This window comes from Neobacillus cucumis, from assembly GCF_002860255.1.
GTDB classification, from domain to species: Bacteria; Bacillota; Bacilli; order Bacillales; family Cytobacillaceae; genus Neobacillus; species Neobacillus cucumis_A.
Map to the genome: position 1 here is coordinate 1 of NZ_PGVE01000024.1, position 21,992 is coordinate 21,992.

The following is a 21,992-nucleotide window of genomic DNA, read 5'->3' on the forward strand; positions in this document are numbered from 1 at the left end:
TCGTCTTATGCTTGTCGGGGTTGATCAAGGCGCTTGCGCTTTTCTTATTAAAAATATTCTCCCTCAATTTGGTTTTGACGGGGGTTTTCACCTATACTATAATTAGAATGTTATGGACTAAAACTCGAGGTGAATGAACTGTGTTTGATCGTCTTCAATCCGTGGAAGATCGCTATGAAAAGTTGAATGAACTTTTAAGCGACCCAGAAATAATTAATGATTCAAAAAAACTTCGCGAATACTCAAAAGAGCAAGCTGATATACAAGAAACTGTACAAACATACCGCCAATACAAAGAGGCTCGTGAGCAGCTTCAAGATGCAAAAGCCATGCTTGAAGAGAAGCTTGATGCTGAAATGCGTGAGATGGTGAAAGAGGAAGTCAGTGAGCTTGAAGCCCAAATTGAAGAGCTTGAAGCAAAAATGAAAATTCTTCTTGTTCCAAAGGATCCAAACGATGACAAAAACGTTATCTTTGAAATCCGCGGCGCGGCCGGCGGGGATGAGGCGGCATTGTTTGCCGGTACCCTTTATCGGATGTACAGCCGGTATGCAGAAGCCCAAGGGTGGAAAACGGACCTTATTGATGCCAGCCCAACAGGACTTGGCGGCTATAAGGAAATCAGTTTCATGATTAACGGCCAAGGTGCCTATTCTAAATTGAAATTTGAGAGCGGAGCCCACCGCGTACAGCGTGTTCCAGAAACAGAGTCTGGCGGCCGAATTCATACGTCAACTGCAACCGTTGTATGTTTACCAGAAGCGGAAGAATTTGAGTATGAAATTCATGAAAAGGATATCCGTTTTGATACATTCGCTTCAAGCGGCGCCGGCGGACAATCCGTTAACACGACGATGTCAGCCGTTCGTTTGACACACATTCCAACTGGAATTATGGTTTCAATCCAGGATGAAAAATCCCAGCACAAAAACCGGGATAAAGCGATGAAAGTATTACGTGCCCGTGTATATGATAAATTCCAGCAGGAGGCGCAGGCTGAATACGATCAGGTGCGTAAATCTGCAGTCGGAACCGGTGACCGTTCAGAACGGATCCGTACGTATAACTTCCCGCAAAATCGAGTAACCGACCATCGTATTGGCTTAACTATTCAAAAATTAGATCAAATTATTGAAGGTAAGCTGGATGAAATTATTGATGCATTGGTGATGGATGAGCAGGCAAGAAGACTGGAAGAAGCATCTAATGAGTAAAAAAGTATTCGAGGCCCTAAAATGGGCTTCTTCTTTTTTAGTGGAAGCGGGCCGTGAGGAGAATTCAGGTGAGCTCTTGCTCCGTCATTTTACTGGGATGTCAAGGGCGCAGTTGTTTGCTAACATGCGTGAGAATGTAGATCCGGGCGTCTGGGAGGCATTTGAAAAAGCAGTGCGTGAGCATGTAGAAGAAGGTGTTCCGGTCCAATATATTATCGGTTCAGAGGAATTTTACGGCCGGACCTTTATTGTCAACGAAGAGGTCCTCATTCCACGGCCGGAAACAGAGGAACTCGTCTATGGGACCCTCCAAAGAATGGAGAAACTCTTCCAAGGCAGCCGAGAAATCCGCTTAGCTGACATTGGCACAGGAAGCGGCGCCATTGCCATCACCTTAGAGCGGGAATACAAGTTGAAAACAGTACAAAAGGTGACAGGCACCAATAATAATATCGGAGCAGTGCAAAAGGTGACAGCTACAAATATTAATACTGGTGCAGCACAAAGGGTGGCAGCTGCCCCGGTGCTTTTTGTGACGGCGACGGATATTGCGGAGGGTTCGCTTGCGGTGGCGCGGGAGAATGCGGCGCGTCTTGGAGCGGATGTGAGGTTTATTCAGGGAGATCTGCTTAAACCGTTTATTAAGAACGGGGAAAAGTTGGATGTGGTGGTGTCAAATCCACCGTATATTCCTGTTGCTGATATGGAAACCATGTCTGAGGTAGTTACGGAACATGAACCGCACCGTGCTCTTTTTTCCGGTGAAGATGGTCTTGATTTCTACCGTCGCTTTATGGCGGAACTGCCACAAGTCCTTGCCCCGACTGCCCTCGTCTGTTTTGAGATCGGAATGGGACAGGGCGAAGCAGTAGCGGAGTTATTCAGAACAACCTTCCCAAAGGTTCATGTCGAAATAGTTAATGATATTAATGGCAGGGATCGGATGGTTTTTGCCGAAATGAAAGAGTGTTAAATCCAAATGGGTTTGGCACTCTTTTTAACAGATAAGAAAGTATAAATTTCGACTTCGAGAATTGTCCAGCTCCAGGCGCCATCGGCTCGAGGTCACAAGCCAATCCGTCCAAAAGGTTAAAGAACAACCTTTCGGCCGGCTCGTCTTGTGCTTGTCGCCGATAGACGGGCGCCTTGCGCTTTTCTTATATCTCCCAGCCCATATGAGCATCTCTCCAATTTTTAATAGAGTTTTTCCAATTTACTAGTTTAAGATTCTTATTCTTTGTCCAAAATGAAACTATCGAAGGGCAAAGGGGATGGGCTAGAGATGAGAAGCAAACTAATCGTTTGGGGATACTTAGTCATTCTATCATTGGGAACAATGTTAAATTTATATATGCCAAAGACCGAAGCAGCAGCAAAGGAATCAATCGTCATTCCAGGAGAGGCCATTCGCCTTAGGATTTTAGCAAATAGTGATTTTGAACAAGACCAAGCCATTAAGCGCAAGGTGCGCGATGCGGTTAATGCTCAAATCACCTTATGGGTTCAGGACTTAACATCAATGAACGAAGCAAGAAAAGTCATTAACGCTAAGCTTCCTGAAATTCAGGCCATTGCAGAAAAAGTTGTACATGACCAAGGTTCAAAACAATCGGTAAAAGTGGAGTTTGGAAAAGTTCAGTTTCCTACCAAATTATATGGCCAGTATTTATATCCAGCAGGAGAATATCAAGCGATTTTGATTACGTTGGGTAAAGGGGAAGGAGCCAATTGGTGGTGCGTACTATACCCGCCGTTATGTTTCCTTGATTTCTCGAATGGTGTGGCCGTGAGTGATGGATTTGAGGAAAAGCATGTGGCTAAAGCAGAGACCGTAAGTGAAAAAGAATCAGAGGCTCAGAAGGAAAAGGAAGATGTAGTACCTGCATCTACACCAGAACCAGAAGAACAGGATGAAGTTGAACCTGCTCCTGCCCCAGCAGAAGAAAAAACGGTGGAAGGAACACAAAGTAATCCGACAGAAGAACGAGTGGCGACAGTAGAAAAACAAGTTGAAACAAATCAAAAAGTGGAACAGCCTGTTCAAGAAGTAACTCAAGATAAACCGACAGCTGACATTCAAACAGAAAAGAAAGTAATAGAAGAAGAAAAACAAGTAGTAGAGAAACCGGTTCATGACGAAGCAACAGCTACAGAAAAACCAGTGAAAAAGACACATAAAGCGGCAAAGAAAGAAGCACCTGTCTACACGGATAAAGATGAAGAACCAGTAAAAGTAAAGTTTTTCGTGGTAGAAATGTGGGAGAAGTTGTTTGATTAAAGCCAGTCCAGCAGAGGACTGGTTTTTTTGTGCGGCCGGCGGATAAAAATTGCGAAATCCCTGTTCTATTATTTCTAGCTTTTCATAGTAATAGAGTAGAATCTTTTAAACGAGGTGGATGGGATGCAAGCAATTATTCGGAAAGCTAATCAAGAGGATTTAGGAAAACTGCGAGAGTTTCTGACAAGAGCAAACCTTGGGACTGATGGACTAAACGAGGTAACAGTAGAATATTTTCTTCTATTAGAAAATCTAGAAGGGACCATTCGTGGTTCGCTTGGTCTGGAGGTATTTAACGAAAGTGGAATGCTGCGTTCGCTCGTCGTTTCACCTGGACAAGCAGACAAAGAAATCTTCATTCTTTTTGAACAAATGGTTAAACTAGCCAAAGAAAAAGGGATGAAAAACTTGTTTTTGGCAACAAATAAAAGTGTAGCCTTGCCATTTTTTGAATTAATGGGCTTTCAGAAAACCGAGCGGGAGTCGTTACCCACAGAGTTTAACAACTCTGAGCATATTCGACACGTTTTAAATGTGGATAACTCATTATTTTTAAAATTTTCTTTATAACTGTGGATTAATCCACAAAGTTATCCACTATTTCAATAAACTTATACACAATTTGTGGATAAAACTTGTTTTTATACCCACCTTCTTTTATACTTTCAAACGTACTAGGTGAAGAAGTAGGAGTTTTTCCGTGTAAATTCGCCAAAATTCGATAAGAGTCTTGTCATCAATAAAGGTGGATAACTATGAACACAAATGTTTGGTTAGTGGATAAATATGTGGATAATCTCGAAAATAATCCACAGGTTGTGGATGCAGCGAATTTTTTAAGTAAAAATGAAGTGGTAGCCCTGCCGACAGAGACCGTTTATGGGCTTGGCGGGAATGCTGAAAGTGATGAAGCCGTAGCTAAAATCTTTGCAGCGAAAGGAAGGCCCGGGGATAATCCGTTAATTATCCACATAGCCGATCGCAATCAGCTTAGTAGATTTGTAACGGAAGTACCTGAAACAGCGGCAAAGCTAATGGATGCATTTTGGCCGGGACCCCTCACGATTATTTTTAAAAAGAAAGAAGGCGTTCTGTCCGAGAAGGCAACGGCTGGACTTAGTACCGTTGCAGTTAGGATGCCGGATCATCCGGTCGCACTGGCACTGTTGAAAACCTGTGGATTGCCGATTGCAGCCCCAAGTGCAAACAGCTCCGGAAAGCCAAGTCCAACTAAGGCTGTGCATGTGTTAGATGATTTAAATGGAAAAATTGCCGGAGTAGTGGACGGCGGAGCGACAGGAGTTGGCGTCGAATCAACGGTCATTGATTGTACGGAAGGAATACCAGTGATCTTAAGGCCTGGGGGTGTAACGAAAGAGCAGCTAGAAGCGGTAGTTGGCGAAGTTTATGAGGATGCAGCTTTAAAGGACCAGGCAGCGCGTCCCAAGGCGCCTGGGATGAAATACACCCATTACGCCCCGAATGCTCCGCTTTATATGGTAGCCGGACCAAAGGAATTTTTGCAAAAATTAGTAACAGAGAAAGTGCAGGAAGGACTTCGAGTGGGTGTATTGACAACGGAGGAAAATAACCAGTTCTATCACGCGGATTTGGTTCTATCCTGCGGCAGGCGGACCGAGCTTGAAACAGTAGCGGCTGCTCTATATGATACGCTTCGCAGTTTCAATCAGGGAAAGGTCGAGATTATTTTTAGTGAGGTTTTTCCGAACGAAGGTGTCGGACATGCCATCATGAACCGACTGCAAAAAGCCGCCGGCAATAAACTGATCAGCGAATAGCACCAGAATCTCCTTTAAGGAGGTTTGGTGTTTTTTTCTAGAAGCACATAGACACGGACCTTTTGAACATTCTCACTTCTAAATCCCCTTGGACGTGCATAGGCTAGGATAGTTAGTCCAAGGGGGGCGGAAAAATCGATGTCAGATATGGTTGGCGAACTGATAACACTAATATTAATGGCATTTGCACTTGGTATGGATGCCTTCTCGGTTGGGCTTGGCATGGGAATGTACAAACTGCCGCTGAGGAAAATTTTTAATATCGGTCTAACGATCGGCTTATTTCATGTTTGGATGCCGCTCTTAGGCCTCTTAGCCGGAAAATTTCTTTCGGAAAAATTTGGTACATTTGCTACCTTAATCGGGGGAGGACTCCTTATCTTACTAGGGGTGCAAATGATTTGGTCGACCATGAAAAAGGAAGAAGCAAAGGTGATCACTCCAGTGGGCTTCGGCTTACTGTTATTTGCATTAAGTGTGAGTCTTGATAGTTTCTCAGTTGGATTGACCTTAGGGATCTACGGGGCAAAAACCTTTATGGTTATTTTGTGCTTTGGGATCGTTGCCACGGTGCAAACATGGGCGGGGTTATTACTCGGCAAAAAGGTTCAAGGCTGGCTCGGGTCTTATAGCGAAGCCTTAGGAGGAGCCATCCTGCTTGCCTTTGGTTTAAAGCTGCTCACACCTTTTTGGTAAAGAAGCTATGAATCTATTAAAATTTCCCCCTAAAATGCTAGAATAGAGGAAAAGCCATTCTATTTGAAAAGCATCCAATATAGTTGTTGGATTACCCAATTTTGGGGTAGAATTTTAAAGAAAGGGGGCGAATCGATTGCGGCGTGTTTTGTTTGTTTGTACAGGAAATACATGCAGAAGTCCGATGGCAGAAGCTATTTTAAGAAACAAAAATCTCGATGAAGTTGAGGTAAGGTCAGCGGGAATCTATGCTGCAACCGGCAGTGAGGCGTCCACCCATGCAAAACAGGTGCTGGATGAAAGAAAAGTCCGGCACAATCATCGCTCACAAATGCTGACTCTAGAGGCTGTTGAATGGGCAGACCTTATCTTAACGATGACGAGTTCTCACAAGTATGCGATTCAGCAGCAGTTTCCTCAGGCAGTGATGAAGGTGTTTACCTTGAAAGAATATACGGGAGAACCCGGCAATCAGGATGTAGTTGACCCGTACGGCGGCAGTCTCGCGACCTACGAGGAGACGTATCAGGAATTAGAAAAATACATTGATAAAGCAATTGAAAAATTAAAGTCATAGTTTGTTTTGGAATGCTGTAAAGTTTTTTGCAAAAACTATAAGGAATAGAAAACCGGAGCTCTCTTAAGAAAAAGAGGGCTATTTATTTTGGATTCCAAAACGATAGCTAAGGAAGGTTTGTGCTTTAAATTTTTGGGCCAGTGTGTCAAAATGTAAACAGATTATCCCCAAAAGGGCAGAGGTGGATGATGGCATCTGCTTATTGGGGCAGGTAGAAACTTAATTATTCGAATTTTGGGACAAGGATTAGGAGGAACTATACATGAAAGTGGCATTAGCGTCAGACCATGGCGGCGTCAATATTCGTAAGGAAATCGCCAAATTACTGGAAGAATTAAAGATTGAATACGTGGATTTTGGCTGTGATTGTGAAACATCAGTGGATTTTCCGGATTATGCACTGCCCGTGGCGGAAAAGGTAGCAAGCGGTGAGTTTGACCGTGGCATATTGATTTGTGGAACAGGGATTGGGATGAGTATTGCGGCAAACAAGGTAAAAGGCATCCGTTGTGCCCTTGTTCACGATACGTTTAGTGCACGGGCAACTCGTGCGCATAATGATTCGAATATGCTGGCGATGGGCGAGCGTGTGATTGGCCCAGGACTAGCACGTGATATCGCTGAGATTTGGCTGACAGGAGAATTCGAAGGCGGCCGTCATGCGAACCGCATTGGAAAAATCACGGAGTATGAGAAGCAGCATTCATAATTTGGCATAGTCTTTGGGTATCTGCTTCTTAGAAGGTCCTCAAGGATCATTACGTCATGAAAAAAGGGATCTTTTCGGGAAAGATACCGAATAAAACTAGACTCTTTTTAAAGAAAGGTCGAGGGTGATGATTAACGAATGGGAGAAAGAATTAGAATCGATTCTTGCAGACTTTAAAGACCAGGCAGCCTTCAAGCCTGGCCAGCTATTAGTAATCGGCTGCAGCACCAGTGAGGTGATCGGCGAGCAAATTGGCACCTCAGGGACCATTGAAGTGGCAGAAATGATTTTTAGGCAGCTGAAGGCGCTGAAAGAAGAGACCGGAATTGAGCTTGCCTTTCAATGCTGTGAGCACTTGAATCGGGCATTGGTGATGGAGCGTTCAGCTGCCGAGGCGCGAAGGTTTGAAGAGGTTTCCGTTGTTCCCGTCCGCAAAGCCGGCGGTGCAATGGCTACATATGCTTTTGCTGAAATGGATGATGCCGTTGTGGTGGAATTTGTGAAGGCGGAGGCCGGAATCGACATTGGTCAAACATTGATTGGCATGCATCTAAAACATGTCGCCGTTCCTGTCCGCGTAAAACAAAAAAGCATCGGACATGCCCTCGTCACTTTGGCAAAAGCCCGCCCAAAACTAATCGGCGGCGCACGCGCCATCTACGAAAAAAACACCGCAAATACAAGCTGTTCGTAGTGGAAATGGTGCCTGTCACCATTTCCGATATTTACATGATTGTTCGGTTATTAAGGGTAAAAGGGACCTTTTATTCTATTTTTATAGAGTTTATGGTGGCAAAATCCGAAAGATGTGTTAGAATGAAGAAGGAATTTTCGAATTTGAATTTTAATGGTTTGAATATAAAAGGGGGATTTAGGATGAAGTATTTGTCTCAAGCGGATGAGCAGGTTTTTAAAGCGATTCAACAGGAATTAGGACGCCAGCGTTCAAAAATTGAATTAATTGCCTCAGAAAACTTTGTAAGTGAAGCAGTCATGGAAGCACAAGGTTCTGTATTAACAAACAAGTATGCAGAAGGATATCCAAACCGTCGTTACTATGGTGGTTGTGAATATGTCGATATAGTTGAAGACTTAGCCCGTGATCGTGCAAAGCAAATTTTCGGCGCTGAATACGTAAACGTTCAGCCGCATTCAGGCGCACAAGCCAACATGGCCGTTTACTTCACCATCCTCGAGCAAGGGGATACTGTACTTGGTATGAACCTGTCTCACGGCGGACACTTAACACACGGAAGCCCTGTAAACTTCAGTGGTATTCAATATAATTTCGTTGAATACGGTGTAGATGAAACCACTCACCGCATTAATTATGAAGATGTTCGTGAAAAAGCACTTACTCACAAGCCGAAGCTAATCGTTGCAGGTGCAAGTGCCTACCCACGTGAAATCGATTTTGCGAAGTTCCGTGAGATTGCTGATGAAGTCGGTGCGTACCTCATGGTCGATATGGCGCATATCGCAGGACTTGTTGCAGCTGGATTGCACCAAAACCCAGTACCATACGCTGATTTCGTCACTACCACTACTCATAAGACATTGCGCGGACCTCGTGGCGGGATGATCCTTTGCAAAGAGGAATTTGGTAAGAAAATCGATAAATCGATCTTCCCTGGTATCCAAGGCGGTCCATTAATGCACGTTATCGCAGCAAAAGCTGTTGCTTTTGGTGAAGCACTTCAAGACAGCTTTAAAGAGTATGCAGCAAATATTATCGCAAATGCGGGCCGTTTAGCTGAAAGTCTGCAAAAAGAAGGCTTAAAGCTTGTATCGGGCGGTACAGACAATCACTTGCTATTGGTTGATGTGACTAGCCTTGGCTTAACAGGCAAGATTGCAGAGCATGTGTTAGATGAAGTCGGCATTACCGTGAATAAAAACACCATTCCATTTGACCAAAACAGCCCATTTGTAACAAGCGGAGTCCGTATCGGTACGGCGGCGGTTACTAGCCGTGGCTTTGGTTTAGAGGACATGGACGAAATCGCGTCAATCATTGCCTTCACATTGAAAAACCACGAAGATGAAGCGAAGCTTGAAGAAGCACGTGGACGCGTCGAAGCATTAACAAACAAATTCATCCTATATCCAGAGTATTAATCGTATAAAAATCGGTCTTCCTCCTCGGAGGGGCCGTTTTTTTGTTTCCGTGGAAATAAAAAAGCGGGTTGTCCCCATTGTCACGAATATTTCACATTTTAATAGAGAAAAATAAAGACCATCTGTAAAGCCTTATATAGAGGGAAAATTCACTCTATTTTGTATCCGACATTACGGATGAACAAGAGTTGCTCTATGGGTCTTTTTTCTGTAAAATGAGGCGATGATTAATTTTTATATAAAGGGGCGATTATTGTGGCTAAGGTATACGTCTTCGACCACCCGCTAATTCAGCATAAACTTACTTACATACGTGATAAACATACAGGAACAAAGGAATTCCGTGAGCTTGTAGACGAAGTGGCAACTTTGATGGCATTCGAAATCACAAGAGACATGTCTCTTGAAGACATCGATATTGAAACTCCAGTTTGCCCGGCAAAATCAAAAGTTCTTTCCGGTAAAAAAATCGGTATCGTGCCAATCCTCCGTGCCGGAATTGGTATGGTGGATGGAATCTTAAAGCTAATTCCTGCTGCGAAGGTAGGCCATGTGGGCTTGTACCGTGACCCTGAAACATTGATGCCCGTTGAATATTACATTAAACTTCCTAGTGATGTGGAAGAGCGTGATTTTATCGTGGTTGACCCAATGCTTGCTACAGGCGGATCCGCTGTTGAAGCAATCAACTCCTTGAAAAAACGCGGCGCGAAGCATATCAAGTTTATGTGCTTAATTGCTGCTCCTGAAGGCGTGGAAGCTGTAAAGTCGGCTCACCCTGATGTGGATATCTATATCGCAGCGTTAGATGAAAAATTAAATGATCACGGCTATATCGTCCCAGGTTTAGGCGATGCCGGTGACCGCTTATTTGGTACAAAATAAAAAGTCGAGCAGCAATGCTCGGCTTTTTTGTATACTTTTTCATCCTAAAGAAAACGCTATGAGGAAAAAGGGGAATCTACAATGAAATGGCTGCTTTCGTTCCTTTTAACCTTACAAACCACCTCCACCGTACTCATCCATCCGCCCATCCCAAAATTTGCTCCCGCAAAGGTCGCGATTGTTGTTCTAAAACAGCCGCAATCCGAGCAGGAGATCAACCGGCTCATCAGTTCCTATAAAGGGATAAAACTAAGACGCATTTTCCGGGAAGCCCTTGATGGATTTTCCGTTGAAGGCAGCCCAGAGGCCCTCGCGAGGCTGGCCAGGCAAGAGCATATCCTCACCGTATCGCCTGCCGCTACATACCAGGCGGAAACCGAGGAGAGCGTCAAAATTATTGGCGGCGAAGAGGTGCGCCGATATTTTGATCATCACAATCAACGCCTCACCGGGAAGGGAATCACCGTGGGGGTCATCGATACGGGGGTCGACTACACCCACCCGGACTTGAAACGGAATTATGCTGGCGGCCATGACCTTGTTGATAATGACAGAGACCCCATGGAGACTCTAGCAGTTGGAAAAGCCACCATCCACGGCACCCATGTCGCCGGAATCATTGCTGCTAATGGAAAAATTAAGGGCGTTGCCCCTGAAGCAAAAATAGTGGCTTACCGTGCACTCGGCCCGGGCGGCGGCGGGACCACTGAGCAGGTGCTCGCTGCAATTGAACAGGCCATCAAAGACAAAGTCGATATCGTCAATCTTTCGCTCGGCAATGACATCAACGGGCCTGATCTGCCGATTTCCCTTGCCTTAAACCGTGCGGTCGACAAGGGGATTGTGGCTGTAGCGGCATCGGGGAATTCCGGCCCAAATGTTTGGACGGTCGGATCTCCTGGCACCGCATCCAAGGCAATTTCGGTAGGCGCCTCCACTCCAACAATGAAAATTCCCTCCTTAATAATAGAGGGCACCAGACAGCCGATCCGTATTCAGCCGATGGATGGAGCTGCAAATTGGGGATTGGACCGTTCCTTTGAATTGGCTGAGGGAGGGATTGGAAGAAAAGAGGACCTTCATGATGTCCAAGGTAAAATCGCCCTGATTAAGAGGGGGACCATAACGTTTTCTGAAAAAGCCAAGAACGCCTATGAAGCGGGTGCAAAAGGGGTATTAATCTACAACAACTTGAGCGGCAGCTTCATGGGAAACCTCGAAACTCCGCTGACCATTCCAGTCGGAGCACTCGCTAAAGGTGACGGAGTATTTTTACAAAAAAAATTAACGAAACAATCGGTAAGTGCACGGGTTTGGGTCCGCGAAGAGCGGGATCGGCTCGCGGACTTCAGTTCACGGGGACCAGTGACGGGGAGCTGGGAGATTAAGCCGGATATTGTGGCGCCGGGGGTGGCGATTAACTCGACGATTCCAGGGGGCTATTTATCTCTGCAAGGTACGAGTATGGCCGCACCGCATGTGGCGGGGGCATGTGCGTTAATCAAGCAGGCCCATCCGGATTGGACACCTGCACAAATTAAGGCGGCACTGATGAATACGGCTAAACCAATTGGTCCGAGTGTCAATGCCGTTTATCGTACGTATGAGCAGGGGGCGGGCCGGATTCAGGTGGATGAAGCCATCCAAACATCATCGCTCGTTACTCCCAGCAGTCTTCGGTTTGGAAAATATACGGATGAAAATAACAGCCATAAGGCCTATTTAAAAATTGAAAATAAGAGCGGGAAGACGCAGCGTTACTCTTTTCGAATCCCACACCAGGTGGAAGGTGTGAGCTGGAGGTTTCCGTTGTCGTTTACGCTTGGACCGAAAGAGTCGAAGGAGATTACGCTTGAACTTCAAATTGACCCGCAGGTTTTTAGTAGCAAGATTCATGATGGGTTCCTGCAGCTTGAGGCAGGTTCGGAGCTGATTCAAATTCCGTATTTGTATGTGCTGGAGGAACCAGGTTATCCCCGGGTGATGGGATTTGATTTTGCTTATGGCGACAGGCCGGGGGAATACCGCTATGAGGTCTACCTGCCAGGCGGTGCCGAGGAATTTGGTATTGCGCTCTTTAACCCGGAGAGTTATCGATTTGTCGGCTTCCTGGATACTGAAATAAATGTGAAAAAGGGGCAGATGCGAAAGGTGATTCCGAAAGAACAGCTGCCGGCAGACGGAACGTATCTGATAAAGGTGTTTGCGAAAAAGGCGGGTAAGGAAGATTTTATTGAAAAAATGATATCAATAGAAAAGAATGATTAGTTTTTTTAGGCTGGGGACAATATGGAATCCAGCCTATTTTTTACGTAAATATTGGAAAAAATAACTCTGCCATTATGTCATGAAAAAACTTTTTTATTAGAATTAGATTAAAATTCGATTAAAAGTTCACAAATTAGACACAAATTAGCCTAAAAAAATTCAAAATTTACAATACAATAAAAGTGTAACCAAGGTGTCAAAATTTCAGAAATTATCTATAGTTGTTTGTGGTATAATTCACGTAAATTTATTGACATTGACAAGTGGCTATTGTATGCTTACAAAGGGTATTCATGATAGGGTTTTCATGTAATTTTATCTATATAAAGATAGTTTTAATGGAATGAATTTCTGAATGCCATATTGACATTCTCTTAGAGTGAGGATGTGATCTGTTTGCGTCAAAATAACCGCAACCCATTCCAAGCAATGGCGTTAATGTCCGCGATTGTCTCCCAGTTAGTCGGCTCCATTCTCATAGGTATTTTTGCCGGCAGATGGCTCGATCGGCATTGGGGTACCGAACCAATCTTCTTAATAATCGGACTGCTTTTGGGACTGGCAGCGGGGACCTTTTCTATGCTTCTTTCAATCCGCCATTTCTATTCAGGAGATAAATAATAATGCCAGATTTCAGAGTCATGTACAACAGGCAAAAGAAATGGATATTCTACTTGTTGGCCATTTATGTTCTTGGCTGGGGCTTTACGTCGTACCAAACACTATTTCTAGGATTAATCTTGGGGACTTGTTTTGGGTTCTTAAATCTTTGGCTGCTAGTAAGGAAGACAGAGAGCTTCGATAAACTAGTGCAGCAAGGCAAAAAGGTCCGCTCTTTGGGCTCCCTTTCAAGAATGGCAACAGCGGGTATTGCGGCAGTGATCGCACTTAGGTACCCAGAATATTTTAATGTTTTTGGTTTAGTGATAGGACTAATGACATCCTATATTGTCATTATGATAGATTATTTTTACAACGCAATGCATGTACATAAATGAATTGGAAGTGAGGTGAGTTTATATGGAACATAAAGCTCCTGAGTTTGAGTTCTTGGGTCTATGGTTTAATGGCGCTAATGTTTTAATGATCACTGTAGCAAGTGTCATTGTTTTTCTAATCGCCGTTCTTTCCACACGCCGATTGGCAATGAAGCCTACTGGGATGCAGAACTTCTTTGAGTGGGTGATGGACTTCGTGAAGGGGATTATCAACAGCACGATGGACTGGAAGGATGGGGGAAGATTTCACATCCTGGGAATCACACTCATCATGTATATCTTTGTATCCAATATGTTAGGTTTGCCGTTTTCGGTTGTGATTGATGGAACACTTTGGTGGAAATCACCAACAGCTGATCCAATCATCACATTAACTCTCGCTGTCATGATTTTGGGTCTAACCCATTATTACGGTGTAAAGTTAAAAGGTGTCAAGGGATATGCACAAGGCTTCTTCAGCCCGATGCCATTCTTGTTTCCATTAAAGATCATTGAGGAATTTGCTAACACACTAACGCTCGGTCTGCGTCTTTATGGTAACATCTTCGCAGGTGAGCTGCTGTTATCATTATTAGCCGCTGGACTAGCACACCAAGGTATCGCTGGTACCATTGCAGCAGTGCCGTTAACATTAGTATGGCAAGGTTTCTCTGTGTTTGTTGGTTCTATCCAAGCTTACATCTTTACCATGTTAACAATGGTTTACATGTCTCATAAAGTGAGTCATGACCATTAAAATAATCGTTCATACTCATGAACAAAAACAAAAAAATATTATGTTTTCATACATTTAAGGAGGAAAAAAAGTAATGACAGGTTCAATTGGTATTTTAGCAGCAGCGATCGCAATTGGTTTATCAGCTATTGGTGCAGGTATTGGTAACGGTCTTATCGTAGGACGTACAGTAGAAGGTTGTGCACGTCAGCCTGAATTACGTGGTATGCTTCAAACTACAATGTTCATCGGGGTTGCGTTAGTAGAAGCCCTACCGATTATCGGGGTAGTTATTGCGTTCATGGTATTAAACCGATAAAACTCGAAAAATTCCAAGTGGCGAAGATAAACGAATCCTTCGCCATTCATTTATGTTTATTCCAAATGCATTGATTGTTTTCCTTATGTTTAGCAACTCTTGAAAGGAGTGAACCCAGGGTGTTAACAAGCAGTTTAGTATTGGCCACTGCGGCTGAAGCAGGCGAACACAGCGGCATTAATACTGGAGATATCTTCTTCCAGCTGATCGTATTTATTATTTTGTTAGCCTTGCTTAAAAAATTCGCGTGGGGTCCATTAATGGGCATTATGAAACAGCGTGAAGAGCATATCGCTAACGAAATTACTTCGGCAGAGAACAGCCGTTTAGAAGCAAAGAAACTTTTAGAAGAACAGCGTAATCTTTTAAAAGAAGCACGTAATGATGCGCAAAACTTAATTGAAAATGCGAAGAAGCAAGGCGACGTGCAGCGTGAAGAAATTATCACGACGGCCCGGGCTGAAGCAGAACGCATTAAAGAAGCTGCGAAGCTTGAAATCGAGCAGCAAAAGGAAAAAGCAGTTGCTGCCATTCGCGAACAGGTTGCTTCCTTGTCTGTATTAATTGCTTCTAAAGTGATTGAAAAGGAATTAACAGCTCAAGATCAAGATGCACTTATTAACGAATACATTAAAGAGGCAGGAGAAGGACGATGAGCAACACATTGGTAGCAAAACGCTACGCGTCCGCTCTCTTTCAAATTGCTAATGAACAGCAGAATCTAAGTCAAGTAGAAGAGGACCTTCGTGTAGTTAAGGAAGTCTTGGAATACAATGCTGATTTGAAAGCTGTTCTTAAATCTTCAAAACTTACGATTGCTAAGAAAAAAGAGATTGTGAAAAATGCTTTTGCATCAGTAAATATGTATGTCCTTAATACGCTTTTGATTTTAATTGATCGCCATCGCGAGGACCAAATTGTTGAAGTGACTGACCAGTTTATTGAACTGGCAGATGAGGCAATGGGAATAGCAGAAGCAGACGTGTTCAGTGCACGTGCATTAACGGATGCTGAACGCGAGGCATTGTCTGCGGTATTCGCTGCGAAAATTGGCAAAAAATCACTAAGAATTGAAAATATCGTCGATTCCAATCTGCTTGGCGGCATCCGCCTTCGCATTGGAAATCGAATTTATGACGGCTCTTTGCGCGGAAAGCTAGACCGTTTAGAACGTAAATTGTTAAGTTAATAAGAAAAGCGGAAGCGACCGTTAAGCGAAGTACACTAGTCGCTGGGAGCTGGAGCTGGACAATAGTCCAATGTACGAAAATAAGCAAAGTATCATAGATAGGGGTGAAACTCATGAGCATCAAAGCTGAAGAAATCAGTGCCCTGATTAAATCTCAAATTGAAAACTATCAGGCAGAAATTCAAGTGACTGATGTTGGTACAGTTATCTCAATCGGTGACGGTATCGCACGTGTTCATGGCCTCGACAATGTTATGGCCGGAGAACTTGTTGAATTTGCAAACGGCGTTATGGGTATGGCACAAAACCTTGAAGAAAATAACGTCGGTATTATCATCCTTGGACCTTTCACAGATATTCGTGAGGGAGACGAGGTTCGCCGCACAGGCCGCATCATGGAGGTTCCAGTTGGGGAAGGTCTAATCGGACGTGTTGTAAACCCATTAGGACAACCAGTTGATGGTCTAGGACCAATCAATACAACTAAAACTCGCCCAATTGAAGCAGTTGCACCAGGTGTTATGGCGCGTAAATCCGTTCATGAGCCGCTTCAAACTGGGATTAAAGCGATTGATGCGCTTGTTCCTATCGGACGCGGACAGCGTGAATTAATCATCGGTGACCGTCAAACTGGTAAAACATCTGTTGCGATCGACACCATCTTAAACCAAAAAGGTCAAAACATGATCTGTATCTATGTTGCGATCGGACAAAAGGAATCAACGGTTCGTAACGCGGTTGAAACCCTTCGTAAGTATGGCGCATTAGATTACTCAATCGTTGTAACAGCTTCTGCATCACAGCCTGCACCGCTATTATACTTAGCTCCATACGCAGGTGTTGCTATGGCAGAAGAGTTCATGTATGACGGCAAGCACGTATTGATCGTATACGATGATCTTTCTAAGCAAGCTGCTGCATACCGTGAGCTTTCCTTGTTACTACGCCGTCCTCCAGGCCGTGAAGCCTATCCAGGGGACGTATTCTACTTGCACAGCCGCCTTTTAGAGCGTGCTGCAAAAATCAACGACACACTTGGCGCTGGTTCAATCACAGCATTGCCATTTATTGAAACACAAGCAGGGGACGTTTCTGCTTATATCCCAACAAACGTTATCTCCATCACGGATGGACAAATTTTCTTACAATCTGACTTATTCTTCTCCGGTGTACGTCCGGCGATCAACGCAGGTCTTTCCGTATCCCGTGTAGGTGGATCCGCGCAAATCAAAGCGATGAAGAAGGTTGCAGGTACACTGCGTCTTGACCTTGCTTCATACCGTGAATTAGAAGCATTTGCTCAGTTCGGTTCTGACCTTGATAAAGCAACACAAGCGAAGCTTAACCGTGGTGCTCGTACGGTTGAAGTTCTGAAGCAAGATCTTCACAAGCCGCTTTCTGTTGAAAAACAAGTTGTCATTCTTTATGCATTAACACGCGGTTTCCTTGATGATATTCCATTAGAGGATGTTCGCCGCTTTGAATCTGAATTCCATAACTGGTTAGACCACAACCGCAAAGAATTGTTAGACCATATTACCAAAACGAAGGATCTTCCTTCTGATGAGGATATGGCTTCTGCAATCAACGACTTCAAAAAGACGTTTGCAGTTTCCGAATAATAGGGTCTGACATATTGAAGGGTTTGGGCGTGCGGTCCGCCGCACGGCCTAAACCGACATTCTTTGAATGAGGGTGGTGAGAACCTATGGCTTCATTACGTGATATAAAACAGCGTATTACTTCAACGAAAAAGACGAGTCAAATCACAAAAGCGATGGAAATGACTTCGGCTGCAAAATGGAACCGCGGTGTTATGAATGCAAAAGCATTTGTACCTTACATGGAAAAAATCCAGGAAGTAACAGCGTCGATTGCAATTGGCTCAAAAGGTGTAAATCACCCGATGCTAAAAGCTCGTCCTGTTAAGAAGACCGGTTATATTGTCATCACATCTGACCGTGGCCTTGCTGGTGCGTTCAACAGTAACGTGATCCGCCGTGTGAATCAAACGATCCAAAGCCGTCATAAATCAAACGATGAGTTTGCCATCATAACGATTGGCCGTGTTGCCCGTGACTTTTTCACAAAGCGCGGCATGAACGTAGCGCTTGAGATCGTCGGGATTTCCGATCAGCCAAACTTCAGCGACATTAAAGACCTAACCAGTTCAACTGTCGGGATGTTTGAGGACGGAACCTTTGATGAATTATATGTATTTTACAACCATTATATAAGTGCAATTTCTCAAGAGGTTACTGAGAAGAAGCTGCTTCCATTAACGGATCTTACGACTTCTTCAAAGCTCACTTCCTATGAATTTGAGCCATCTGCAGAAGAAATTTTGGAAGTTCTCCTTCCACAGTATGCTGAAAGCTTAATCTACGGTGCGCTGCTTGACAGTAAAGCAAGTGAGCACGCCGCACGGATGACGGCAATGAGAAACGCAACTGATAATGCCAAGGAATTAATTAAAAACTATACATTAAGCTACAACCGTGCCCGTCAGGCATCGATTACCCAAGAAATTACGGAAATCGTCGGCGGTGCGGCAGCATTAGAATAGCGGAAGCGCATTGACCAGGGGCGACAAGTATAAGACGAGCCGGCGGGAGGGTTGTTCTTTAACCTTCTCGACGAATTGGCTTAAACCAAAGAGCCCCTAGGCGCTGGAGCTGGACAGTAATCAAAGTTATTTTAAAAAGAACCCTAGTCAGGGTCCGAAATATGACGAGTCGTGGGAATGAATTTTTCATTCCTGGCTCTTTGTCTGAGAGAGTAAGATAGGAGGGAACATGATGAACAGAGGACGCGTTCTTCAGATTATGGGTCCGGTTGTTGACGTTAAGTTCGAAAGCGGTCAGCTTCCTGAAATCCATAACGCATTGAAAATAGTAAACACAGCGCGTACTGAATCAGAAGTTGAGATCAACTTAACCCTTGAAGTAGCCCTTCATTTAGGTGATGATACAGTTCGTACGATTGCGATGTCTTCTACTGACGGTTTAACTCGTAATGCGGAAGTTGAAGATACAGGCAGACCAATTTCTGTACCGGTTGGCGAAGTAACGCTTGGCCGTGTATTCAACGTATTGGGTGATGCCATTGACCTTAAAGAAGAAATTCCAGCAAGTGCCCGCCGTGATTCGATTCACCGCGAAGCGCCAACGTTTGAAAATCTTTCAACTGAGGTTGAAATACTAGAAACGGGTATTAAGGTAGTAGACCTTCTTGCGCCATATATCAAAGGTGGTAAAATCGGTCTATTCGGTGGTGCCGGTGTAGGTAAAACCGTATTAATCCAGGAATTAATCAATAACATCGCCCAAGAGCACAGCGGTATTTCTGTATTCGCTGGTGTTGGTGAGCGTACTCGTGAAGGTAACGACCTTTACCACGAAATGACGGATTCTGGCGTTATTAAGCAAACGGCGATGGTATTCGGACAAATGAACGAGCCGCCAGGAGCACGTATGCGTGTTGCCTTGACTGGTTTAACAATGGCTGAATATTTCCGTGACGAGCAAGGACAGGACGTTCTTTTCTTCATGGATAACATCTTCCGTTTCACACAAGCAGGTTCTGAGGTTTCCGCGCTATTAGGACGTATGCCTTCTGCGGTAGGTTACCAGCCAACCCTTGCAACTGAAATGGGTAAATTACAAGAACGTATCACATCTACTAACGTAGGTTCTGTAACATCAATTCAAGCGATTTACGTACCAGCCGATGACTATACGGATCCGGCTCCGGCTACTACTTTCGCTCACTTGGATGCAACAACAAACCTTGAGCGTAAGCTTTCTGAGATGGGTATCTACCCAGCGGTGGATCCTCTTGCATCAACTTCTCGTGCATTGTCACCTGAAATTGTTGGCGAAGAGCACTATAATGTTGCGCGTCAAGTTCAATCAACATTACAACGTTACCGTGAATTACAGGATATCATTGCAATCCTAGGTATGGACGAACTTTCTGATGATGATAAGTTAGTGGTACTCCGTGCACGTCGTGTACAATTCTTCTTATCACAAAACTTCCACGTGGCAGAACAGTTCACTGGCCAGCCAGGTTCATATGTACCTGTTAAAGAAACGGTTAAAGGCTTCAAGGAAATCCTTGAAGGGAAGTACGATCATCTTCCAGAAGATGCGTTCCGTTTGGTTGGACGTATTGAAGAAGTGGTTGAGGCCGGAAAACGCATGGGTGTAGAAGCTTAAAGTTTGCCAGGAGGGTAAAAAATGAAGACCGTAAAAGTCAGTGTTGTTACTCCCGATGGCCCGGTGTATGATTCTGAAGTAGAGATGGTTAGTACCAAGGCTAAGAGTGGTGAGCTTGGAATTTTGCCTGGTCACATTCCGTTGGTTGCTCCCCTTGCCATTAGTGCGGTTCGATTGAAAAAGGGTGGAAACACAGATTTCGTCGCAGTCAGCGGTGGATTCTTGGAGGTCCGTCCGGATCAGGTGACTATTTTGGCCCAAACAGCTGAATTAGCCTCTGATATTGATGTTGAACGTGCTTTAAGAGCGAAGGAGCGTGCCGAACAGCGTATGCAGGAGCAGCGTGCTGAGCATACTGACTTCAGACGTGCTGAGCTTGCCTTGCAGCGTGCCATCAATCGCCTCGCCGTATCGGAAAAAAAATTATAATATTAGAATGTATGAAAACCCTTCTGGTTTGTACCAGAGGGGTTTTTTGCTATTTTCAAAATCACATCCAATTGTTTGAAAGTTTTATCTATTTCGATATTGACGATAAACGTTATAACATGTAATAATATATTATAATACAACACGTTATGAACACTGACAGGGAAGGTCGAAGGAGGATGAACGAAAGAGATTAAGACATCATATGGTTCAATTTTGAAAGCGGTTTAAAATGCCTTTTGTCATTAGATTAAAATTATTGGGGGGAATGTATGTGAAACGTTGGTTTAATGTAGCATTCAGTATTTTATTGATCATGTCCTTATTAATCGGATGTTCCTCAAAAAGCACTACCTCAACATCAAAAGACGGAAAGACTACAATCACCTTTTTTTACCGTTGGCCAAATGAGCCATACAAGTCCTATTTCAAGAGTGTTATTGCCGAGTTTGAAAAGCAACATCCTAACATTAAAGTCGAAGAAGTAACCGCATTAAACGAGGATTATAAACAAAAGGCAAATGTCCTTTTAGGAAGCAAGAACCCGCCTGATGTATTCTTTACCTGGCCTGGAGAATATGGACAAAAATTTATTAGAGATGGTATTGCATTAGATCTTACAAAATATTATCAAGAGGATACGGAGTGGTCTGGCCAGTTAATTAGTTCACAAGTAGATTTCTTTAAAAAGGACGACAAAGTCTATGGTGTGCCGCTTTTTACAGACAGCAAGCTGTTCTTCTACAACAAAGACCTATTTGATAAGTTAGGTTTAAAAGCGCCAGCGACATGGGATGAGTTCATGACTGTATTAAAGACTCTTAAAAAGAATGGAACCACTCCTATTATTCTAGGAAATAAAGATCCTTGGGCTGCTGCTCACTATGTAACGGCATTGAATCAGCGATTAGTTCCGAAAGAAGTACTAGACAAAGATCTTAGCTATCAGGGAGCAAAGTTTACTGACCCTGGGTATTTAGAAGCGTTGAAGAAATTAAATGAATTAAAACCATATTTCAATGAAGATCCAAATGCAGTGGCACATGATGAAGCAAGAAACCTATTCCTTGGCGGTAAAGCAGGTATCACCTTCCTTGAAACACAAGAAATTACGTATATGAAAGACGCAGCCTTTACATGGGATACCTTTAAAGTTCCTACCATTGAAGGAGCAAAAGGGGATCAAGGCGGTTTGATCGGTGCTCCTGAAGGTTTCATGGTTCACGCTAAATCCACTCATCCAAAAGAAGCGGTAGCGTTCTTGAAGTTTATGACGTCAAAAGCAAACGGAGAAAAATTGATTAAGGAAACAGGTTTGGCTAGTACGGTTGCTGGAGCGGTCAATGAAAATACAGCAACGAAAGAAGAAATCAAAGCAATGGATTTAATTAAGGAACAGAAAAATATGCTGATCTGGACAGATAGTGCGTTAGACAGCCGAATTTTCAAACCATATGGTGATGGTGTACAGACCATGCTTAGTGGAGCAATGAAGCCAGAAGAAGTTATTAAAGGTGTTCAGGAAGCAGCAAAGCAAGTGTACAATAAGTAGTTTAATTCCAAATCTCAAAGGTGCCG

The 21,992-nt window shown here is 43.8% G+C and carries 23 protein-coding genes; all 23 read left to right on the plus strand.

All coding sequences use genetic code 11. The features are described from left to right. Positions 1-140: 140 nt before the first annotated feature. The 23 genes from prfA (at position 141) to CVD27_RS04535 (ending at position 21,966) form a co-directional block, all read left to right on the plus strand. Positions 141-1,214, plus strand: coding sequence for a peptide chain release factor 1 (prfA, locus tag CVD27_RS04425; RefSeq protein ID WP_101646675.1), 1,074 nt, complete (start codon positions 141-143; stop codon positions 1,212-1,214). Then, positions 1,174-2,187 carry a peptide chain release factor N(5)-glutamine methyltransferase gene (gene prmC / locus CVD27_RS04430; RefSeq protein WP_257984263.1) on the plus strand — a complete coding sequence of 338 codons (1,014 nt, stop codon included), beginning with the start codon at positions 1,174-1,176 and terminating at the stop codon, positions 2,185-2,187. The genes prfA and prmC overlap by 41 nt, the downstream gene beginning before the upstream one ends. 309 nt (positions 2,188-2,496) lie before the next feature. Beyond that, entirely contained in the window at positions 2,497-3,492 is a 996-nt protein-coding gene (spoIIR, locus tag CVD27_RS04435; protein WP_101646677.1) for a stage II sporulation protein R, read from the plus strand. A gap of 123 nt (positions 3,493-3,615) precedes the next feature. Next, positions 3,616-4,062 (plus strand): GNAT family N-acetyltransferase, encoded by a 447-nt coding sequence (locus CVD27_RS04440; RefSeq protein WP_101646678.1) that lies wholly within the window; start codon positions 3,616-3,618, stop codon positions 4,060-4,062. A 185-nt stretch (positions 4,063-4,247) separates the two neighbouring features. After that, positions 4,248-5,291: an L-threonylcarbamoyladenylate synthase gene (locus CVD27_RS04445; protein WP_101646679.1), complete on the plus strand. Its 1,044-nt coding sequence runs from the start codon at positions 4,248-4,250 to the stop codon at positions 5,289-5,291. Between the two features lie 138 nt (positions 5,292-5,429). Further along, a complete protein-coding gene (locus CVD27_RS04450) occupies positions 5,430-5,987 on the plus strand; it encodes a manganese efflux pump MntP (protein WP_101646680.1) in 558 nt (185 codons plus the stop codon). 136 nt (positions 5,988-6,123) lie between these two features. Further along, a complete protein-coding gene (locus CVD27_RS04455) occupies positions 6,124-6,564 on the plus strand; it encodes a low molecular weight protein arginine phosphatase (protein WP_101646681.1) in 441 nt (146 codons plus the stop codon). 262 nt (positions 6,565-6,826) lie between these two features. Further along, a complete protein-coding gene (rpiB, locus tag CVD27_RS04460; RefSeq protein ID WP_101646682.1) occupies positions 6,827-7,273 on the plus strand; it encodes a ribose 5-phosphate isomerase B in 447 nt (148 codons plus the stop codon). A gap of 127 nt (positions 7,274-7,400) precedes the next feature. Beyond that, entirely contained in the window at positions 7,401-7,967 is a 567-nt protein-coding gene (locus tag CVD27_RS04465; protein ID WP_101646683.1) for a TIGR01440 family protein, read from the plus strand. Between the two features lie 182 nt (positions 7,968-8,149). Further along, positions 8,150-9,391, plus strand: a complete 1,242-nt coding sequence (gene glyA, locus CVD27_RS04470) for a serine hydroxymethyltransferase (protein ID WP_101646684.1) — start codon at positions 8,150-8,152, stop codon at positions 9,389-9,391. Positions 9,392-9,646: 255 nt separating this feature from the next. After that, positions 9,647-10,276, plus strand: a complete 630-nt coding sequence (gene upp / locus CVD27_RS04475) for a uracil phosphoribosyltransferase (RefSeq protein ID WP_101646685.1) — start codon at positions 9,647-9,649, stop codon at positions 10,274-10,276. An 81-nt stretch (positions 10,277-10,357) separates the two neighbouring features. Then, complete coding sequence (locus CVD27_RS04480) at positions 10,358-12,544, plus strand: S8 family serine peptidase (RefSeq protein WP_101646686.1); 2,187 nt, start codon at positions 10,358-10,360, stop codon at positions 12,542-12,544. A gap of 396 nt (positions 12,545-12,940) precedes the next feature. Next, positions 12,941-13,165 carry an AtpZ/AtpI family protein gene (locus tag CVD27_RS04485; RefSeq protein ID WP_101646687.1) on the plus strand — a complete coding sequence of 75 codons (225 nt, stop codon included), beginning with the start codon at positions 12,941-12,943 and terminating at the stop codon, positions 13,163-13,165. 2 nt (positions 13,166-13,167) lie between these two features. After that, complete coding sequence (locus CVD27_RS04490) at positions 13,168-13,542, plus strand: ATP synthase subunit I (RefSeq protein WP_101646688.1); 375 nt, start codon at positions 13,168-13,170, stop codon at positions 13,540-13,542. A 22-nt stretch (positions 13,543-13,564) separates the two neighbouring features. Next, complete coding sequence (gene atpB, locus CVD27_RS04495; RefSeq protein ID WP_101646689.1) at positions 13,565-14,278, plus strand: F0F1 ATP synthase subunit A; 714 nt, start codon at positions 13,565-13,567, stop codon at positions 14,276-14,278. Positions 14,279-14,351: 73 nt separating this feature from the next. Beyond that, positions 14,352-14,576 (plus strand): F0F1 ATP synthase subunit C, encoded by a 225-nt coding sequence (atpE, locus tag CVD27_RS04500; protein ID WP_101646690.1) that lies wholly within the window; start codon positions 14,352-14,354, stop codon positions 14,574-14,576. A gap of 119 nt (positions 14,577-14,695) precedes the next feature. Beyond that, the gene (locus tag CVD27_RS04505) at positions 14,696-15,232 is read left to right on the plus strand and encodes a F0F1 ATP synthase subunit B (RefSeq protein ID WP_101646691.1); all 537 of its coding nucleotides are present in this window, start codon (positions 14,696-14,698) and stop codon (positions 15,230-15,232) included. Continuing rightward, positions 15,229-15,765 (plus strand): F0F1 ATP synthase subunit delta, encoded by a 537-nt coding sequence (locus tag CVD27_RS04510; protein ID WP_101646692.1) that lies wholly within the window; start codon positions 15,229-15,231, stop codon positions 15,763-15,765. Before CVD27_RS04505 ends, CVD27_RS04510 begins: the two co-directional genes overlap by 4 nt. A gap of 113 nt (positions 15,766-15,878) precedes the next feature. Then, positions 15,879-17,387 (plus strand): F0F1 ATP synthase subunit alpha, encoded by a 1,509-nt coding sequence (gene atpA, locus CVD27_RS04515; RefSeq protein WP_101646693.1) that lies wholly within the window; start codon positions 15,879-15,881, stop codon positions 17,385-17,387. Positions 17,388-17,473: 86 nt separating this feature from the next. Then, on the plus strand, positions 17,474-18,331 hold the full coding sequence (gene atpG / locus CVD27_RS04520) for an ATP synthase F1 subunit gamma (RefSeq protein ID WP_101646694.1): 858 nt from the start codon (positions 17,474-17,476) through the stop codon (positions 18,329-18,331). A 232-nt stretch (positions 18,332-18,563) separates the two neighbouring features. Next, positions 18,564-19,985 carry a F0F1 ATP synthase subunit beta gene (gene atpD, locus CVD27_RS04525; RefSeq protein ID WP_101646695.1) on the plus strand — a complete coding sequence of 474 codons (1,422 nt, stop codon included), beginning with the start codon at positions 18,564-18,566 and terminating at the stop codon, positions 19,983-19,985. 21 nt (positions 19,986-20,006) lie between these two features. Continuing rightward, complete coding sequence (locus tag CVD27_RS04530; RefSeq protein WP_101646696.1) at positions 20,007-20,414, plus strand: F0F1 ATP synthase subunit epsilon; 408 nt, start codon at positions 20,007-20,009, stop codon at positions 20,412-20,414. A 268-nt stretch (positions 20,415-20,682) separates the two neighbouring features. Continuing rightward, positions 20,683-21,966 (plus strand): ABC transporter substrate-binding protein, encoded by a 1,284-nt coding sequence (locus CVD27_RS04535; RefSeq protein WP_374703040.1) that lies wholly within the window; start codon positions 20,683-20,685, stop codon positions 21,964-21,966. The last annotated feature ends 26 nt before the right edge of the window (positions 21,967-21,992 follow it).

Bases quoted from the DNA above. Each gene is read 5' to 3' on its own strand.
- rpiB (WP_101646682.1), top strand. From the start codon at position 6,827: ATGAAAGTGGCATTAGCGTCAGACCATGGCGGCGTCAATATTCGTAAG.
- atpE (WP_101646690.1), top strand. From the start codon at position 14,352: ATGACAGGTTCAATTGGTATTTTAGCAGCAGCGATCGCAATTGGTTTA.
- CVD27_RS04530 (WP_101646696.1), top strand. From the start codon at position 20,007: ATGAAGACCGTAAAAGTCAGTGTTGTTACTCCCGATGGCCCGGTGTAT.
- CVD27_RS04445 (WP_101646679.1), top strand. From the start codon at position 4,248: ATGAACACAAATGTTTGGTTAGTGGATAAATATGTGGATAATCTCGAA.
- prmC (WP_257984263.1), top strand. From the start codon at position 1,174: ATGAGCAGGCAAGAAGACTGGAAGAAGCATCTAATGAGTAAAAAAGTA.
- CVD27_RS04440 (WP_101646678.1), top strand. From the start codon at position 3,616: ATGCAAGCAATTATTCGGAAAGCTAATCAAGAGGATTTAGGAAAACTG.
- CVD27_RS04490 (WP_101646688.1), top strand. From the start codon at position 13,168: ATGCCAGATTTCAGAGTCATGTACAACAGGCAAAAGAAATGGATATTC.
- atpD (WP_101646695.1), top strand. From the start codon at position 18,564: ATGAACAGAGGACGCGTTCTTCAGATTATGGGTCCGGTTGTTGACGTT.
- CVD27_RS04510 (WP_101646692.1), top strand. From the start codon at position 15,229: ATGAGCAACACATTGGTAGCAAAACGCTACGCGTCCGCTCTCTTTCAA.
- CVD27_RS04465 (WP_101646683.1), top strand. From the start codon at position 7,401: ATGATTAACGAATGGGAGAAAGAATTAGAATCGATTCTTGCAGACTTT.
- CVD27_RS04535 (WP_374703040.1), top strand. From the start codon at position 20,683: ATGTATGTGAAACGTTGGTTTAATGTAGCATTCAGTATTTTATTGATC.
- atpB (WP_101646689.1), top strand. From the start codon at position 13,565: ATGGAACATAAAGCTCCTGAGTTTGAGTTCTTGGGTCTATGGTTTAAT.
- CVD27_RS04480 (WP_101646686.1), top strand. From the start codon at position 10,358: ATGAAATGGCTGCTTTCGTTCCTTTTAACCTTACAAACCACCTCCACC.
- glyA (WP_101646684.1), top strand. From the start codon at position 8,150: ATGAAGTATTTGTCTCAAGCGGATGAGCAGGTTTTTAAAGCGATTCAA.
- atpA (WP_101646693.1), top strand. From the start codon at position 15,879: ATGAGCATCAAAGCTGAAGAAATCAGTGCCCTGATTAAATCTCAAATT.
- atpG (WP_101646694.1), top strand. From the start codon at position 17,474: ATGGCTTCATTACGTGATATAAAACAGCGTATTACTTCAACGAAAAAG.
- CVD27_RS04450 (WP_101646680.1), top strand. From the start codon at position 5,430: ATGTCAGATATGGTTGGCGAACTGATAACACTAATATTAATGGCATTT.
- spoIIR (WP_101646677.1), top strand. From the start codon at position 2,497: ATGAGAAGCAAACTAATCGTTTGGGGATACTTAGTCATTCTATCATTG.